We start from the raw sequence: 16,152 nt of genomic DNA, 5'->3' as shown, positions 1-16,152 counted from the left end.
AACTTTTTAAAGTTTAATATTTCCCAGACCGCCGTCAACTCCAATAATTTGGGCTGTGATCCACGAACTTTTATCTGAAAGCAGAAACTCAACGAGTTGCGCACTATCGTCTGGCAAACCGATTCTTTGCAACGGATGTCTTTTCGCCGAGGCTTCTCTTTTCTCTTCAGTGGAAAGAAGTTGCGCCGCCAATGCCGTATTCGAAAGCGAAGGCGCAATGACATTCACCCTTATTTTCGCAGAAGCCAGTTCGGCAGCCAGGCTCTTTGCAAAACCTTCGATTGCTCCTTTACTTGCTGCAACTGAAGTATGAAATGGCATTCCTACTTTGGCCGCAACCGTTGAAAAAAGAATGATACTTGCCGATTTCGATTTCTTCAAAGCCGGCAGACATTTCTGAATAATTTTCACCGCACCCATCAGATTCTGATTAAAGTCTGCCAAAAAATCTGCTTCTGAAAGACGGTTAAACGGTTTCAAATTAATCGATCCGGGACAAAAAACAAGACCGTGCAATTCATCAGGTAAAGATACTTCACTTAGATCATTTTTGGATATATCCAGCTGAAAAAAATGAGTTCCTAAACTTTCCAGTTCTGGAGTGAGATTTCGGGAAATGGTGTACAGATTTTCATCTTTTAAAAGCTGCGCAGATTTTAGTCCAATTCCTTTTCCGGCACCTATGATCAGTATATTTTTCATGGTCAACAGTCGTTATTTATGGATTTATTTTTTTTACATTTTTCACTACAAAACTTTACCTTCTCCCAATCTTTTTCCCATTTTTTGCGCCAGGAAAAAGGCCTTTTACAAGTCAGACAAATATTCACCGGCAAATGTTCTTTCTTCACATTTCTCACTGAAACTCAAATTAATTTTAAGGTTTTGCATAAGGCAACTGCGTAATAAATTCACCGCTGTAATAAGCATCCAGACCACCACTTAACAATAAGTGATCCGGCTTTACCAAGCCATCTTCTGCCAATCTGTTTTTTTGAAGATACAGGCTTTCGATGCTTCCAATAATCATTTTGGTTTTATTAATCTCAATATCTAAAATTTGCTGCAGTTTCATTTCTATTTTAATGGGAGCTTCTTTTACAAATGGAGAAAAGCAGTTTTCCAAATATTCCGCAGTCAAACCAACTTCCGCAAACTCTGAGACCTCTTTTGGATAACGCGCCGAAGTCTGATGCGCCTGTTTCACCCACTGTTTATCAATGAAATTTAAAGTATAACTTTCGGTTTCTCTGATGTTTTCCAAAGTATCCCGATCCACAGAATCCGGTCTTGAAATCAACCCAAACAAAGGTGGATTTGCACCCAAATGAATCAACGAACTGAAAACCGCCAGATTTTCGTAATCACTTTTAGATTTGGTTCCAACCAAAACAACCTGACGAATTCCCGCTAAAGAATTAACCAATTTTACCCGGTAAAGTTTTTCGCTTTCCAAAATCTGACCGCGACTTATTCTTACCATTTTTTCTTCAGTAATCATTTTATCTCTTGCTTATTCTGTTACCGGATATCATTCTTTGTCTTGCACATTTAAACCGATCGATCTCACTATTTCTTTTGTACAAATGTTTCTGACTCACTCCCGAATTCAACCGTTTGCGCCATAAATTAAAAGAGCTCCTTTTTAATTCTTTTCTCATCAAAACGATGACTTCTTTTTCTGCCAACTCAAACTGATAGAAAATGGCTTCGAAAGGCGTTCGGTCTTCCCAGGCCATTTCGATAATCCGGTCGGTTTGCTGTTCAGTTAAAATCAATTTTTGATGAAATTTTTATAATTATTAATAAGAATATGATCGGCTTTGATGTCGTGCATTAAATTATAGAGTCCGAAAAAGGTACGGTTCATATAAATAAAATGTCTCGATCCGCGATTGGCATTTCTGCCTTTGATTTGGGTATTTTTTGAATATTTCTGACCAAGATCTGCAGTCGCTTGAAAGAATTTACCATCGGAGAAATCGAAATTTTCTTCCTGAAAAGGAGTAGTAAACAAATACAGCAACTCATAGAATATCTGCGTGAAAAATTCTTTTTCTTCAGCAGAATCGTCTGCTCTTATAATTTCCAGTTCCAGTAATTTCCGGTCAAAAAACTCTTTATTTTCTAAATTCTCCCGAATTGCCAGTTCAAAATAAGGAATATAAAAATCCTCAGGAATACCTTTCATACAGCCAAAATCAATAGCAATTAAAGTTCCTTCTTCAGAAACCAAAAAATTCCCCGGATGCGGATCCGCGTGTACTTTTCTCAACTGATGAATCTGAAACATATAAAAATCCCACAGCGCCTGACCAACCTTATTCGCCAGTTTTGGATCCTGATTGGCGGCACAGAAAGTCGAAAGATGGATTCCGTGCATCCAGTCCATCGTGATAATCCGGTCATTGGAATATTGCGGATAATAATCGGGGAAAGCCAGATTTGGCAAGGATTCACAACTTTTTCTGATTTCTAAACTTTGACTGATTTCTAAATTATAATCGGTTTCTTCCAGCAACTTATCTTCCACTTCTTTGAAATATTGATCGGAGTTTTTCCCTTTGATATTGAACATCTTCATCGCAATGGGTTTTACCATCGCCAAATCAGAGGAAATAGAGTCGGAAACTCCCGGATACTGAATCTTTACCGCCAGTTCTTTACCGTCTTTTTTAGCTTTATGAACCTGACCGATACTTGCAGCATTGGTGGAATTGGGCTCAAACTCATCGAAAAGCTCATTGGGCCTTTTTCCAAAATACGTTTTAAAGATCTTGGTCACCAAAGGCGCCGACAGTGGCGGAACCTGAAACTGGGATAAAGAAAATTTCTCCACGTAAGCTGCCGGTAAAATATTCTTTTCCATGCTCAACATTTGGGCAACTTTCAGCGCGCTTCCTTTCAATTCTTTTAAACTGTCATAAATATCCGTTGCGTTATTTTTATTGAGATTGTCTTTGGCTTCATCTTCCGTTTTGGTGATTTTTTCACCGTAGTATTTTAAATAATTCACGCCAACTTTAGCACCGGTGGAAATCAATTTACCGGCACGCTGGATTTTACTTGTTGGTATTTTATCTAAGGTTTTCATGAATTGTTTTTTATTTTTTCATTAAAGAGAAATTTTCCCAAATCGACTAATTTCTTCAAAGGTTTAATTTCAAAAAGTTCGAAACTGGTGTCCACTGATTTTTCAATAAAAATATCGGTTTTCTCGAAATTAGAACTCGTATCTTCTATCCAGAATTTCAGCGTGGTCAGAAAATGTCCCCAATATAATTCTTCGATGCCTTTGTTTTTGAACCGTTCTATTTTGGCCATATTTTCATTTTGACTTTCCATCAATGGCTGCGAAATAGCTAATGTTTTAATAAAGGACTGAAACTCTTTTTTCAGCGTGCACAATTTTTTCAGATGATCCAAATTATTTTTGTCTGAACCGATAAGGTAAATCACCAAACTTCTGTTCATCGTCAACTGTTCAAAAAAGGTATAATAAAAGGAGAGCATTTTTGTTTTGGCATCATCCCCTTCATAGTCTTCTTCTTTAGAAATAAGGAGGATACTTTGGTTCATAAAATATTTAAGATAATCTGCTTCGAGCTGGTCGAAATTAGCGTAAAAGAAATAAAATTGAGATTCATCGAGCTCATGTTCATCACAGAAAGTGAAAACATTCAATGGCTTTTTATTATTTCGAAGAACATATTTAGAATAAATATCTAAAATTTTTTCCTGAGTTACTTCTGTATTTTTCATATCTTGGTTTTAAATTAAAGCACAAATTTAGTAAAAATATTTTCTATTTATAAAATAAAAGTATATTTTTGTTCCATTATTAAAAGAGATGAAAAAAGTAATCATTATCGGATCCGGATTTTCCGCTATTGCTTCTGCCTGTTACATGGCTAAAGCAGGCTATTCTGTTCAGGTTTTAGAAAAAAACGAACAGTTAGGCGGCCGAGCTTCTATGCTGGAAATTGCTGGATTTAAATTTGACATGGGACCAAGTTGGTATTGGATGCCGGATATATTCGAACGGTTTTTTGCTGATTTCGGCAAAAATGTTTCTGATTATTATGAATTAAAGAAGTTATCTCCCGGTTACAGAGTTATTTTCGGGAAAGATGACTACATCGATATTTCTGATGAACCTGAAAAAATCATTGCTAAATTTGAAGAAGTAGAACCCGGAAGCGGAAAGCATTTGCGGAAATTCATGGAAGATTCCCGCAAAAATTACGAAATCGCGATGAAAGATTTGGTGTACAATCCCGGGAAATCTTTGTTAGAACTGGTCAGTTTAGAGACAGCCTCCAGATTAAATCTGTTTGTTCAAAACATTTCGCAGACGGTAAGAAAGAACATCAAAAATCCAAAACTTCAAAGTATTCTGGAATTTCCCGTTCTGTTTTTGGGAGCGAAACCACAGAATACGCCGGCGTTTTATAATTTTATGAATCACGCCGATTTTGGTTTGGGAACCTGGTATCCGAAAGGAGGCTTTAATGCAGTTGCTCTGGGAATGGTGAAGTTGGCAAAAGAATTAGGCGTTGAATTTCACCTTAATCAAAATGTAATAAAAATAGAAACTGAAAACAATGCGGCGACAAGCGTTGTCACCACTCACGGTTTCTTCGATACCGATCTGGTAATTTCCGGTGCGGATTATGCTCATACCGAGCAACTTTTAAATCCTAATCAAAAAAACTACAGCGACAAATATTGGCAAAAGAAAGTTTTTGCCCCATCGTCCTTTTTATATTATGTAGCGTTTGACAAAAAAGTTCCGGAACTGCAGCATCACAATTTATTCTTCGATACCGATTTCGGGCAGCATGCTGTTGATATTTATGATGAACCGAAATTGCCAAAAAAACCTTTGTTCTATGCCAATTTCTCGTCGAAAACGGATTTGGATTTATGTCCGGAAGGAAAAGAAGTGGGCTTTTTCTTAATTCCTGTAGCGGTAGATTTAGAGGATAGTCAGGATATTCATGACCGGTATTTCGAACTGATTATGGATCGGGTGGAAAAAAACATCGGTGTAGATTTGCGAAGTTCAGTACTGTTCAAAAAAAGTTTTGGGGTACAGGATTTCAAAGAGCGCTACAACTCCTGCCGTGGTAACGCGTACGGATTGGCCAACACCTTATTACAAACTTCTGTTTTACGGCCAAGCATCAGTAACAAAAAAATAAAGAATTTATTCTACACCGGTCAGCTTACCGTTCCCGGACCGGGTGTTCCGCCCGCTTTAATCTCCGGAAAAGTAGTGACAGATTACATTCTTCAACATCAAAACAAAATATTCTAACGATGAATAATTTAGAAATTTTTAATTCGTTTTGTGGGCAATCTTCGAAGATGGTCACCGAAAAATACAGCACCTCGTTCTACAAGGCGTCTTCTCTTTTTCAACCGGAAATCCGCCAGCATATCTATAACATTTACGGATTTGTAAGATTGGCAGATGAGATTGTGGATACTTTTCACGACTATGACAAGGTAAGATTAATGGCAGAATTTGAGAGAAATTACCATTCTGCGAAAGAAAACGGTATTTCCCTCAATCCAATTTTACATTCCTTCTGTTTAACGCAGCGTGAGAAAAATATTCCGCAGGATTTGGTCGATGCTTTCCTGCATTCAATGAAGATGGATTTGGGAGATATTAAAGATCTGAATGATGAAAAATACAACGAATATATTTATGGTTCTGCCGAAGTTGTAGGTTTGATGTGTCTTAAAGTCTTTGTTAATGGCAATATTGCAGAATATGAAAAACTGAAACCTTATGCACAGAGTTTAGGCGCAGCTTTTCAAAAGATCAATTTTTTAAGGGATATCAGTGCTGACTTTCTTGATCTCAACCGGACTTATTTCCCCGGAGTCGATTTTAAAAATTTTTCAGAAAAAGATAAAATTGAAATTGAAAAAGATATCGCAAAAGATTTCGAACACGCTAAAATTGGAATTAAAATGCTTCCAATTTCAAGCAGGTTAGCCGTTTTTATGGCCTACAAATATTACTTTAATTTGTTTAAGAAAATAAGAAGGACGAAACCAGAATTGCTTTTAACCAAAAGAATACGCGTTTCAAATGCCCGAAAAATGTACCTCTTTGGGGAAATGATTTTAAATAAAAATCTGAATCTGCTGTAATGAAAAAATTGAGTTTGCTTTTAATTCTATTGATTTCCAATATGATGTTTTCTCAAAATATAAAAGAATTACGAACTTTGCTGAAAACGGGTGAAAGTTCTGAAAAATCGGCAAAAACATTGATCGAAAAATCCAGCACCGCTTACCGGAATTCGAAAGAACCGGTTTACGGGGGATTTTTAGCCGTAGGAAAATTCTTTATGGCAAAACATGCCTTTAATCCGCTGAAAAAAATGTCTTACTTTAATGAGGGAAAGAAAACAATGGAACAGGCTTTAAAAGCAGATCCTAAAAATTTAGAAATCAGATTAATGCGTTTAATCACCCAGGAAAAAGCGCCTTCAATTTTAGGATATAATCAGCAGATTAAAGAAGACCGAAATTTTTTGGCGAAGGAATACAAAAACACAAATGATGAAGATTTGAAACTATACATCAAAGATTATTTAAAATTATAAAATGGAAATTATTGGATATATTCTGTTAACAATCGTAATTGTTATCGGCATGGAGGGAGTTACCTGGCTTACGCACAAATACATCATGCACGGTTTGGGTTGGTACCTGCACGAAGATCATCATCAGCCCGGGTACCCTCACGTATTTGAAAAAAACGATGCTTTTTTTGTCGTTTTCGCAATTCCTAGTATTTTACTTTTTTACTTCGGAACGCGTGGCGAACTGAACTGGATGTTCTTCGTCGGCTTAGGAATTTTAATTTACGGAATGTGTTATTTTCTAGTTCACGATGTTTTAATTCACCGGAGATTCAAATGGTTCGACAAAACCAACAACTGGTATTTCCGTGGGTTGAGAAAAGCACATAAAATGCACCACAAACATTTGGGCAAAGAAGACGGCGAATGTTTCGGAATGCTTTTCGTGCCGCTCCATTATTTCAAAGAAGCCCGGTTATCAACTTTAAAAAAATAAATTTTGCAATCTTATTATTACTTACTTTTAGATGTTTTCAGTTTTTTAATTCCTTTCATCTACAGTTTTGAGAAGAAAAGAATGCATTTCATTCAGCACTGGAAAGCGTATTTCACCTCCATTGCGGTTGTGGGAATTTTCTTTATTTTATGGGACAGTTATTTTGCTTATCAAAATGTCTGGGCTTTTAATGACCAATATTTAATAGGTTTCAGGATTCTAAAATTGCCTATTGAAGAATGGTTGTTTTTCTTGCTGATTCCTTATGCCAGTATCTTTATTCATTATTCTTTAAAATATTTCTTTCCCAATATTGAATTATCTGCAAAGGCGACGAAATGGATTACTTACCTTCTTTTCGCGGTCGGTTTATTGCTAACCGTTTTTAATTATGATAAAATGTACACCTTCGTTTGTATCGGATTATTTACATTATTAATGTTAAGTCAGATTATTTTTCAATGGAAATATGCCCAAAGATTTTATCTGAGTTTCGTCATTATATTCATCCCTTTCTACTTTGTAAACTCGGCTTTAACAGGAAGTTATTCTGATTTGCCCGTCGTTTCTTATGACAACACTCAGAATCTGGGAATACGCATGGGAACGATTCCGGTGGAAGACAGTTTTTACTGTTTCGCACTGCTCTACTCGATTACGCTTTTGTTTGAATATTTAAAAACCAAGAAATTATTTAAATCCAGCCATGAAAATTAATTTAACCAAACAATCCGGAATTTACACGTTGACTTCCGAACAGATTTTACCGCTTTCACTTGATAAAGCTTGGAAATTCTTTACATTGCCAACGAATTTAGATAAAATCACGCCGAAAGAAATGGATTTTAGGATTACCAATAATCCACCAAACAAAACGTACAAAGGTCAAATTATCACTTATAAAATCGGTGTTTTACCATTTATAAAATCGAATTGGATTACAGAAATCACGCATTTGGAAGACCATCAGTTTTTTGTGGATGAACAAAGATTCGGTCCCTATGCGATGTGGCATCACGAACATCATTTTGAAGAAGCAGCAGACGGAAAAGTGAAAATGACCGACATCGTTAATTTCAAAATGCCCTTCGGGATTTTGGGAGATTTTCTGGCCGGAAAATTAGTGCGGGATAAAGTGAAATTTATCTTTGAAAGCCGTTTCAAAATTTTAGAAAAAACATTTGCATCATGAAAATCCTACTTACAGGCGTTACCGGTTACATTGGCAAAAGGCTTCTGATTCAGTTGTTGGAAGAAGGCCATCATGTGGTATGTTCTGTAAGGGATAAAAACCGTTTCGGGCTTAAATTATTTAAAGAAAAACTCGGTCAAATTGAAGTGATTGAGAATGATTTTTTAGATGAATCTTCTTTAAATAATATTCCGAAAGATATAGAAGCAGCTTATTATTTAATTCATTCGATGTCTTCCAGCGAAGGTGATTTTCAGGAAAAGGAAAAAATTTCCGCAGAGAATTTTCGCCGTGCTTTAGAAAAAACTTCGGTAAAACAGGTGATTTTCCTGACAGGAATTATTAATGAACAAAAACTTTCCAAACATCTTCAGTCCAGAAAAAATGTAGAAGAAGCACTGAAAAGTTCTGTTTACAGTTTGACCAGTCTCCGGGCCGGGATTATCGTGGGTTCGGGAAGCGCGTCTTTTGAAATCATCAGAGATCTGGTTGAAAAATTACCGGTCATGATTACGCCAAAATGGCTCAATACCAAATGTCAGCCGATTGCGATAAGAAATGTGATGCAGTTTTTGGTGGGCGTTTTGGGAAAAGAATTTACCTATAATCAAAATTACGATATCGCTGGAACCGACATTCTCACTTACAAAGAAATGCTTTTGCAGTACGCAGAAATCCGCGGTTTGAAACGCTATATTTTCATCGTTCCGGTGATGACGCCGAAACTGTCTTCTTATTGGTTGTATTTCGTGACTTCGACGAGTTATTTTCTGGCAACAAATTTAGTCGATTCGATGAAAATAGATGTGGTCGCGCACCAAAACAATTTGGCAGAGCAGTTAAACATCCATCTTTTTTCTTATCAGGAAGCAATCCGTCAGGCATTTGACAAAATCAAGCAGAATGATGTTTTGTCGAGTTGGTTTGATTCCTTCAGCAATCAGTTTCACAGCCGCCAAGTCTGGCAATATTTAGAAGTTCCGGACGAAGGTTGTTTTAAAGATATCCGCGAAATTAAAGTGGATGATGAAGCCGCAACTTTAGAACGGATTTTCAGTATCGGTGGGAAAACCGGTTGGTATTATGCAGATTTCCTTTGGCGGATCCGTGGATTTTTAGATAAACTTTTTGGAGGCGTTGGTTTAAGACGGGGCCGCAGAAACATCAATGATTTAGAAGCCGGAGATTCTGTAGATTTCTGGCGCGTTTTGTATGCTGACAGAGATAAAAAACGACTTTTGCTTTTTGCCGAAATGAAACTTCCGGGAGAAGCCTGGCTGGAATTTAAAATCAAAAACGGCGTTTTGCATCAAGAGGCCACTTTTCGTCCGCTCGGTTTATCGGGGAGATTGTACTGGTATTCGGTCTTGCCTTTTCACGGCTTGATCTTTAACGGAATGTTGAAAAAACTGGCAGGAAAATAAATTCATAGTCTTTCTTATTTTTAGCAACAAAAATTTGATTTCAAAAGACTGCAAAACGTACATAGAATTACGGTTTTACATGCGGTTTTTTGATAATCAGTTTACGAATTTCCGATTGTAGATATTTGCATGCTATGTGATTAAAAGAAAAGAAATAATTTTCTCCATTCAGAAGTATAAAAACTTGCCCCTTTGCTGCATCATATCATTTTAATTAAATAAAATTGAAAACTATTTTTACATTAAGTTCTTGAATATTTTGAATACAGCAAAGGCAAGAAATGAGATTACTCTCTTATTCATCATGTGTCATAGAATCGGTGGCAAAGATAAAACACCACTCCCGCAATCAACTTAACATATGTTAATTTGCAGCTATTTTACTCCTTTCTGCACGAATCCTTGAAAGATGCACCGCAGAAATATTAAACCAGGATGCAATATGTTTCAAAGGCACCACATCTAAATATTTCGTGAAAAAACTTTCCACATGTTCATAATTAGAACTGGCATTATTGAAGTGAATGGTGGTTGTAATTTTGAATAAATTGAGAAAATGATCCTCCATAATTGCGATACCTACCAACGCCCATTCGTGATAGGTCATATAAAGATTAAATAAAACCTCCCTGTCAATCGAATAAACAAGAGAATCTTCATAAAGATGAATATTGCATTTACTTGCTGACTGTAAGGTAAAACTTTCATAATCTGTCATAAAACTCATTTCCGGCTCTAACCAAAGTGTTTTCTCCTCACCATCTTCTCCCAGAAAATAGCACCGGGAAATCGATTTTTCGACAAAAAAGATCTTTTTACAGACTTCGCCTGTTTTCACAATATCTTCGTCTGCCTTGCAGTCCGTTATTTGAAATTGATTTAAACCCGAATTCAAAACCTCTAGATTGAAATCGGGTTTATAGGATAATATTTTCTCGCTCAGTTTCTGCCTGAATCCAGTACTTTCCATTATATTCATTTTTATTCAACTCCAACCGAATCATCACCGCGGCCATCCGCCACAGCAACCGCATTTCCATTTCCGTCGATAACGATCATTTCTGTTCTTCCGATTTGTGAAACCCTTTCTATTTTATAATTCATTTTTTCTAAATCTGAGATCGTTGTTTCAGGAAAATTATTTTCTACCATAACGGTTTCCGGAAGCCACTGATGATGAAATTTCGGGGTATTGACGGTCATATTCGGGCTCAGTTTAAAATTGATCACATTCACAATCGATTGGTAAACCGAAGTTGGAATCGTCGTTCCACCAGGAGTTCCCACGATGATATACGGTTTTCCATTTTTCAAAACGATGGTTGGCGTCATCGAACTCAACATTCTTTTTCCCGGCTGAATGGAGTTAGCTTCACCACCAACAGCACCAAACATATTCGGAACGCCTGGTTTTACGGAGAAATCATCCATTTCGTTGTTCAGGAAAAAACCGGCACCGGAAACGACCACTTTGCTTCCGTACAACCCGTTTAACGTTGTTGTAACCGCAACAGCATTTCCCTCTTTATCAGCGATGGAGATGTGCGTTGTTTCTGTAGATTCTTTCGGTTGTGGAATAATTTTCCCGACTTCTGAACTTGGCGTCGCTGCATTTTTATTAAAAGATTTCCAGCGGTTTTTTAAATAATCGTCAGAAATCAACATTTCGGTTTTGTCTTTGATAAATCCGGGATCTCCCATATATTCAGCTCTGTCCGCGAAAGCACGGCGCTCAGCTTCCACCATAATTTGCACGGCCGGCGTAGAGTTCTGTTGGTACTTTTCGATATTTTCAAAACTGCTCATTTTCAGCATTTGAGCTAAAAGAATTCCGCCGCTTGAAGGCAAAGGCATGGATACGATTTCGTTTCCTTTATAATTAAAAGTGAGGGGTTTTCTTTCCACTACTTTATAATTTTTAAGATCATTTAAAGTAATAATTCCGTTTCCGCGTTTCATTTCATCAATAATGAGTTGAGCGGTTTTCCCTTCATAGAAGGCTTTTGCACCGTCTTTCTGAATCAGTTTTAAAGTTGCAGCCAATTCTTTTTGAATGAGAATATCACCCTGTTTCCAAGGTGTTGATTTTTGAAAAACGGTTTTATTTTTATTATGCTGGTTGAAGAATTCCATTTGATTATTGAGCAAGTCGGCTTCTTTCTCTGTGATTGCAAAACCTTTCTCCGCTAAATCGATTGCGGGCTGAATCAGTTTTTGCATCGGCAATTTGCCATACTTCAAGGTCGCATAAAATCCGGCAATAGAACCCGGAATCCCGACTGCCAATCTTCCATTTTGGGACAGATCGGTATTGGCATTTCCTTTTTTATCAAGATACATATCTCTGAATGATTTCTCCGGTGCGGTTTCTCGGAAATCGATGGTGAATTTTTCGCCGTTATTTTTTACGCCGACTAAAAAACCACCGCCACCGATATTTCCAGCTTGCGGATAAACGACCGCTAAAGCATATTGTGTTGCAATGACCGCATCGTAGGCATTTCCGCCCAATTTCATGATTTTCGCTCCAGCTTCACTGGCTAACGGATGCGCAGAAACGACCAAACCTTTTTCTTTGGTGTGAATTTCTTTTACAATATTAATGTCGGTGAATTGCGCAAAAGCAAATTGGGAAATAACAACGAATGATAACACCAGTTTTTTCATGACTAAAAAATTTATCAAAAATAACGAAAATGGATGGATTGGCGAAGATTTTCCTTTGGAATCCTCATTTATGACCCGACTTTATTATACAGTTTATATTTTTTTATTTAAATCTCCGAACGACTTTGCTAGGTTTGAGTGGAATACTTTTTATGGAACGAAGCGGAAAAAAAAACCGGCAATACTTCTACAGGCTCCGCGTAAATTTCAGCCGGAAACAGCCGTCCAAAAAATTATTTTACTCATCCTATTCCTTATGCTATCCGATTTTGCTAAATTTGTGCGAAATCTAAACTTTAAATATGGAATCCTACACGGAAAAAATACTTATCACCGGTGCCCTGGGACAAATCGGCACCGAACTTACGAATAAATTAGTTGAAATTCACGGCGCGGAAAATGTGGTGGCTTCCGGACTCGACCGTTGGGATAAAAACCTGACTTCCGCGGGATTCTATGAGAGGATGGATGTGACCAATACGCAATTGGTAAGACAGGTTATTAAAGATTATGAAATCACTACCGTATATCATCTGGCGTCTTTGCTGTCGGGAACTTCTGAGAAACAGCCGCTTTTTGCCTGGAAACTGAATATCGAACCTTTGCTTCAGTTCTGTGAAATGGCGAAGGAAGGTTTGCTTAAGAAGATTTTCTGGCCGAGTTCTATTGCCGTTTTCGGTACAGGAATCCCGAAAGAAAACGTTGGGCAGGAAGTAGTTTTGAATCCGACAACTGTGTATGGAATTTCGAAAATGGCGGGTGAAAAATGGTGCGAATATTACCATAATAAATTCGGTGTTGATGTAAGAAGCATTCGTTATCCCGGTTTGATTTCCTGGAAAACTCCAGCTGGTGGCGGAACAACGGATTACGCAGTAGAAATTTTTTATGAAGCCGTAGAACAGGGAAAATACACGAGTTTTATTTCTGAAAACACAGGAATGCCGATGCTGTATATGAATGACGCAATTAAGGCAACGCTTGATTTAATGAATGCTCCGAAAGAAAACCTGACCGTTCATACCGCGTACAATTTAGGAGGAATGTCTTTCACGCCAAAAGAACTGGCGGAAGAAATCAAGAAAGAAATGCCGGATTTCACGATTGATTACCAACCGGATTTCCGTCAGCAGATCGCGGATTCCTGGCCGGCTTCCATCGATGATTCGGTGGCGAAAAAAGACTGGGGACTTTCCTACGATTACGGCATCAGCGAAATGACGAAAGATATGCTGGAAAACCTGAAAGTGAAGTTGGCGAAAAACTAAGAGTTGCTTTTTCTCCTTTCTAAAGGAAGAAAACTTTCTATTATATTATATCTGCAAAATCAAAGGAATTTCTCCCGATGATTTTGCAGATTTTTTTATACTTTCACCAAAGCAATACGGTAACGAAATGATTTTATTAACTTTTAACATAATTAATCCTGATCGTAAATTTAAAAATGTCGGTGGATTGAGCAGTGATGAGCTTTTAGAAATTACCATTCAAAATACGAAAGCGCTTCTGCGAAGTCTGGAAAGGAGAGAAATCCGCGCAACATTTTTCATTGAAATATCAATTATTCCTCAGCTCGAAACATTGATTAAAAAAATAATCAATGAAGGTCATGAAATTTCTTTTTACCATTTCGATACCGATTTAGAGGAAATTGAACGCATTAAGAAAAACACGGAAGAACTTATTGAAAAGCAAATCCGCGGAATTCGGATGAAGGAAAATGCTTTTGATTTGAATGAAATTCTACATTTGCGATTCACTTACGTTTCCCTGATCGAAGAAACCACTTTTGCATTTCCTTTTAAAAGATTGGAGAGGAAAACACCGATTATCGAAAAGAATGGGTTGAGTATTCTGTACGAAAGCATTTCCAGATATTCTCAAATCCCTTACAATGATTTTATTTTTCAAATATTGCCACTTTCCTATTATGAAAAGATGGTGGTAGAAACCATTAAAAAAGATGACTTTGTTTTGTTTTACCTTAATTCCTGGCAGTTTACGGATTTTGATAAAGATATCTTTGAAATTTCATTTTATAAAAAATATAATTCGGGACAAAAGTTACAGGACAAATTAGAAGCATTTTTAATCTGGATGAATGAAGCTGAACTCGCCCACGCAAGAATGAAAGATTTCGCATTTTAAACTTCGTAATCTGGAAATTAAAAAAAAGTCTGAGTTTAAAAAAACATATTATTGGGTTCAAAAAATACCATGATTTAGTCAATTTGAACCATTTAAAAATTATATTTTTGCATCATGCGAAGTCTTTTCATACTTATTCGCCGCTCCATTAAATGGTCTTTTGACAATATTCACAACGAAAAGCTGAAGCATAATCTCTTACAGGCTATTCCGTTTTGGATCGGATCCTTTATTACTGGCGTTTTCGCAGTTTTCTACGCTCAACTTTTTCAATGGGGAGAAAATCTGATGCATGCGATGATGCGGTGGCACAGTTGGCTTATTTTCATCACCGCTCCCATTGCATTTGTGCTGTCGTGGTGGCTCGTCAAAAAATTTGCCCCGTACGCCAAGGGAAGCGGGATACCACAAGTAATGGCAGCTGTAGAATTAGCCAATCCAAAGGAACACTATAAAATATCACGGTTACTGAGTATAAAAATCATTTTATTCAAGGTTCTTTCATCAATTATTTTGGTTATTGGTGGGGGTGCTGTGGGTCGGGAAGGTCCCACCATACAGATCGCAGGATCAGTTTTTAGAAAAGTGAACGAATATCTGCCAGAATGGTGGCCCAAGATTTCAAAGAAAAACATGATTATGACCGGCGCAGCTGCCGGACTTTCTGCCGCCTTCAATACACCGCTTGGCGGGATTGTTTTCGCGGTCGAAGAACTTTCGAAAACGCATATTAATTACTTTAAAACCGCATTATTTACCGCGGTCATCATTGCCGGCTTAACCGCCCAGACTTTTGCAGGATCGTATTTGTATTTAGGATATCCAAAAACCAGCAATATCAGCATGATGATTATTTTTCCTGTGATTTTGACCTCTGCAGTTTCCGGAATTTTCGCCAGCCAGTTATCGCGCATCATGCTCGGCATCAGTGCCTGGAAAAAAAGATTGAAAACCGACCTGTCCAATATTATTTTTTTAGTAATATGTGCTTTAATCATTGCCTCGCTGGCCTATTTCATCAATGAAGAAATATTAGGTTCGGGAAAAGGAATTATGCAAAGGGCGCTTTTCACTGCCGATAAAAACGAAGATTGGTACATGCCCTTGTTCAGAATGCTCGGTCCCGCTTTATCATTCACCTCAGGTGGAGCAGGCGGAATTTTTGCGCCTGCCCTATCTGCCGGAGCAAGCATAGGTTCGGTTATCGCCGGCTGGATCAGTCTCACAGCAGATGAAACCAACGTAGTTATTTTAACCGGAATGGTTGCCTTTCTTACCGGAATTACCCGCGCACCTTTTACCTCTTCGATTATTGTTCTCGAAATGACCGACCGCCACAGTTTAATTTTTTATCTGATGCTGGCTGGCATGGTTTCTTCGCTCATCTCGGTCTTAGTGAGCAGGCATTCATTATATGATCAATTAAAAATGATCTATCTGGAGGAATTAAGGAAATAATAAGGAGCTACAAAACCGGGTATTTTTACCTGTTCCGTCCGGCTCTCCACTGTATCTTTTTTTCGTCGTTCCTCCTCAAAAAAGGATGCCGTTTCGATCCGGGCTAAGATAAAAACCAGTTTATATTTCGAATATTTCCGGAATTACTGCCAAAAACAGCTT

Annotated in this window: 18 protein-coding genes; 10 read left to right on the top strand and 8 right to left on the bottom strand. The window is 37.5% G+C overall.

The genetic code is table 11. The features are described from left to right. Positions 1-6: 6 nt before the first annotated feature. The 6 genes from NBC122_RS10240 to NBC122_RS10215 are packed head-to-tail and all read right to left on the bottom strand — an operon-like array spanning position 7 to position 3,762. Positions 7-702 carry an SDR family NAD(P)-dependent oxidoreductase gene (locus NBC122_RS10240; protein ID WP_133440277.1) on the bottom strand — a complete coding sequence of 232 codons (696 nt, stop codon included), beginning with the start codon at positions 700-702 and terminating at the stop codon, positions 7-9. A gap of 2 nt (positions 703-704) precedes the next feature. After that, complete coding sequence (locus tag NBC122_RS10235; protein WP_317127527.1) at positions 705-830, bottom strand: DUF2256 domain-containing protein; 126 nt, start codon at positions 828-830, stop codon at positions 705-707. A gap of 47 nt (positions 831-877) precedes the next feature. Beyond that, the gene (locus NBC122_RS10230) at positions 878-1,501 is read right to left on the bottom strand and encodes a flavin reductase family protein (protein WP_221343573.1); all 624 of its coding nucleotides are present in this window, start codon (positions 1,499-1,501) and stop codon (positions 878-880) included. A gap of 1 nt (position 1,502) precedes the next feature. Then, positions 1,503-1,739 (bottom strand): TIGR03643 family protein, encoded by a 237-nt coding sequence (locus NBC122_RS10225; RefSeq protein ID WP_133441104.1) that lies wholly within the window; start codon positions 1,737-1,739, stop codon positions 1,503-1,505. Positions 1,740-1,774: 35 nt separating this feature from the next. After that, entirely contained in the window at positions 1,775-3,094 is a 1,320-nt protein-coding gene (locus tag NBC122_RS10220; protein ID WP_133440275.1) for an ABC1 kinase family protein, read from the bottom strand. Further along, complete coding sequence (locus tag NBC122_RS10215; RefSeq protein ID WP_133440274.1) at positions 3,091-3,762, bottom strand: TetR family transcriptional regulator C-terminal domain-containing protein; 672 nt, start codon at positions 3,760-3,762, stop codon at positions 3,091-3,093. Before NBC122_RS10215 ends, NBC122_RS10220 begins: the two co-directional genes overlap by 4 nt. 88 nt (positions 3,763-3,850) lie before the next feature. Here NBC122_RS10215 and NBC122_RS10210 point away from each other — a divergent pair, with 88 nt between their 5' ends. The 7 genes from NBC122_RS10210 to NBC122_RS10180 are packed head-to-tail and all read left to right on the top strand — an operon-like array spanning position 3,851 to position 9,717. Then, complete coding sequence (locus tag NBC122_RS10210; protein ID WP_133440273.1) at positions 3,851-5,320, top strand: phytoene desaturase family protein; 1,470 nt, start codon at positions 3,851-3,853, stop codon at positions 5,318-5,320. A gap of 2 nt (positions 5,321-5,322) precedes the next feature. Then, the gene (locus NBC122_RS10205) at positions 5,323-6,168 is read left to right on the top strand and encodes a phytoene/squalene synthase family protein (protein ID WP_133440272.1); all 846 of its coding nucleotides are present in this window, start codon (positions 5,323-5,325) and stop codon (positions 6,166-6,168) included. Continuing rightward, positions 6,168-6,626: a hypothetical protein gene (locus NBC122_RS10200; RefSeq protein ID WP_133440271.1), complete on the top strand. Its 459-nt coding sequence runs from the start codon at positions 6,168-6,170 to the stop codon at positions 6,624-6,626. Before NBC122_RS10205 ends, NBC122_RS10200 begins: the two co-directional genes overlap by 1 nt. A 1-nt stretch (position 6,627) precedes the next feature. After that, a complete protein-coding gene (locus tag NBC122_RS10195) occupies positions 6,628-7,101 on the top strand; it encodes a sterol desaturase family protein (RefSeq protein WP_133440270.1) in 474 nt (157 codons plus the stop codon). 3 nt (positions 7,102-7,104) lie between these two features. Beyond that, positions 7,105-7,818 (top strand): lycopene cyclase domain-containing protein, encoded by a 714-nt coding sequence (locus NBC122_RS10190; protein ID WP_133440269.1) that lies wholly within the window; start codon positions 7,105-7,107, stop codon positions 7,816-7,818. After that, entirely contained in the window at positions 7,808-8,293 is a 486-nt protein-coding gene (locus tag NBC122_RS10185) for an SRPBCC family protein (RefSeq protein ID WP_133440268.1), read from the top strand. The genes NBC122_RS10190 and NBC122_RS10185 overlap by 11 nt, the downstream gene beginning before the upstream one ends. Continuing rightward, positions 8,290-9,717 (top strand): SDR family oxidoreductase, encoded by a 1,428-nt coding sequence (locus tag NBC122_RS10180; RefSeq protein ID WP_133440267.1) that lies wholly within the window; start codon positions 8,290-8,292, stop codon positions 9,715-9,717. Before NBC122_RS10185 ends, NBC122_RS10180 begins: the two co-directional genes overlap by 4 nt. A gap of 364 nt (positions 9,718-10,081) precedes the next feature. Here the strand turns inward: NBC122_RS10180 and NBC122_RS10175 are convergent, their stop codons facing one another. Together NBC122_RS10175 and ggt are read right to left on the bottom strand one after the other, a co-directional pair. Continuing rightward, on the bottom strand, positions 10,082-10,687 hold the full coding sequence (locus tag NBC122_RS10175; RefSeq protein WP_133440266.1) for a Crp/Fnr family transcriptional regulator: 606 nt from the start codon (positions 10,685-10,687) through the stop codon (positions 10,082-10,084). 11 nt (positions 10,688-10,698) lie between these two features. Then, complete coding sequence (gene ggt, locus NBC122_RS10170) at positions 10,699-12,384, bottom strand: gamma-glutamyltransferase (protein ID WP_133440265.1); 1,686 nt, start codon at positions 12,382-12,384, stop codon at positions 10,699-10,701. Positions 12,385-12,686: 302 nt separating this feature from the next. On the opposite strand from ggt, the gene NBC122_RS10165 reads away from it, so the two are divergent. From NBC122_RS10165 to NBC122_RS10155, 3 genes are all read left to right on the top strand, one after another. Next, positions 12,687-13,652 carry an NAD-dependent epimerase/dehydratase family protein gene (locus tag NBC122_RS10165; RefSeq protein WP_133440264.1) on the top strand — a complete coding sequence of 322 codons (966 nt, stop codon included), beginning with the start codon at positions 12,687-12,689 and terminating at the stop codon, positions 13,650-13,652. Positions 13,653-13,779: 127 nt separating this feature from the next. After that, positions 13,780-14,532, top strand: a complete 753-nt coding sequence (locus NBC122_RS10160; RefSeq protein ID WP_133440263.1) for a polysaccharide deacetylase family protein — start codon at positions 13,780-13,782, stop codon at positions 14,530-14,532. A 114-nt stretch (positions 14,533-14,646) separates the two neighbouring features. Next, entirely contained in the window at positions 14,647-15,990 is a 1,344-nt protein-coding gene (locus NBC122_RS10155) for a chloride channel protein (RefSeq protein ID WP_133440262.1), read from the top strand. Positions 15,991-16,152 lie beyond the last annotated feature (162 nt).

It is taken from the genome of Chryseobacterium salivictor, assembly GCF_004359195.1.
Lineage (GTDB): Bacteria > Bacteroidota > Bacteroidia > Flavobacteriales > Weeksellaceae > Kaistella > Kaistella salivictor.
The sequence above is the reverse complement of the archived record's forward strand: the minus strand, read 5'-3'. Positions and strand labels throughout refer to the sequence as shown.

Coding starts and splice junctions, on each gene's coding strand:
- NBC122_RS10210 (WP_133440273.1), top strand. CDS start 3,851: ATGAAAAAAGTAATCATTATCGGATCCGGATTTTCCGCTATTGCTTCT.
- NBC122_RS10195 (WP_133440270.1), top strand. CDS start 6,628: ATGGAAATTATTGGATATATTCTGTTAACAATCGTAATTGTTATCGGC.
- NBC122_RS10225 (WP_133441104.1), bottom strand. CDS start 1,739: ATGGCCTGGGAAGACCGAACGCCTTTCGAAGCCATTTTCTATCAGTTT.
- NBC122_RS10215 (WP_133440274.1), bottom strand. CDS start 3,762: ATGAAAAATACAGAAGTAACTCAGGAAAAAATTTTAGATATTTATTCT.
- NBC122_RS10160 (WP_133440263.1), top strand. CDS start 13,780: ATGATTTTATTAACTTTTAACATAATTAATCCTGATCGTAAATTTAAA.
- NBC122_RS10185 (WP_133440268.1), top strand. CDS start 7,808: ATGAAAATTAATTTAACCAAACAATCCGGAATTTACACGTTGACTTCC.
- NBC122_RS10230 (WP_221343573.1), bottom strand. CDS start 1,501: ATGATTACTGAAGAAAAAATGGTAAGAATAAGTCGCGGTCAGATTTTG.
- NBC122_RS10200 (WP_133440271.1), top strand. CDS start 6,168: ATGAAAAAATTGAGTTTGCTTTTAATTCTATTGATTTCCAATATGATG.
- NBC122_RS10155 (WP_133440262.1), top strand. CDS start 14,647: ATGCGAAGTCTTTTCATACTTATTCGCCGCTCCATTAAATGGTCTTTT.
- ggt (WP_133440265.1), bottom strand. CDS start 12,384: ATGAAAAAACTGGTGTTATCATTCGTTGTTATTTCCCAATTTGCTTTT.
- NBC122_RS10220 (WP_133440275.1), bottom strand. CDS start 3,094: ATGAAAACCTTAGATAAAATACCAACAAGTAAAATCCAGCGTGCCGGT.
- NBC122_RS10180 (WP_133440267.1), top strand. CDS start 8,290: ATGAAAATCCTACTTACAGGCGTTACCGGTTACATTGGCAAAAGGCTT.
- NBC122_RS10165 (WP_133440264.1), top strand. CDS start 12,687: ATGGAATCCTACACGGAAAAAATACTTATCACCGGTGCCCTGGGACAA.
- NBC122_RS10175 (WP_133440266.1), bottom strand. CDS start 10,687: ATGGAAAGTACTGGATTCAGGCAGAAACTGAGCGAGAAAATATTATCC.
- NBC122_RS10240 (WP_133440277.1), bottom strand. CDS start 702: ATGAAAAATATACTGATCATAGGTGCCGGAAAAGGAATTGGACTAAAA.
- NBC122_RS10205 (WP_133440272.1), top strand. CDS start 5,323: ATGAATAATTTAGAAATTTTTAATTCGTTTTGTGGGCAATCTTCGAAG.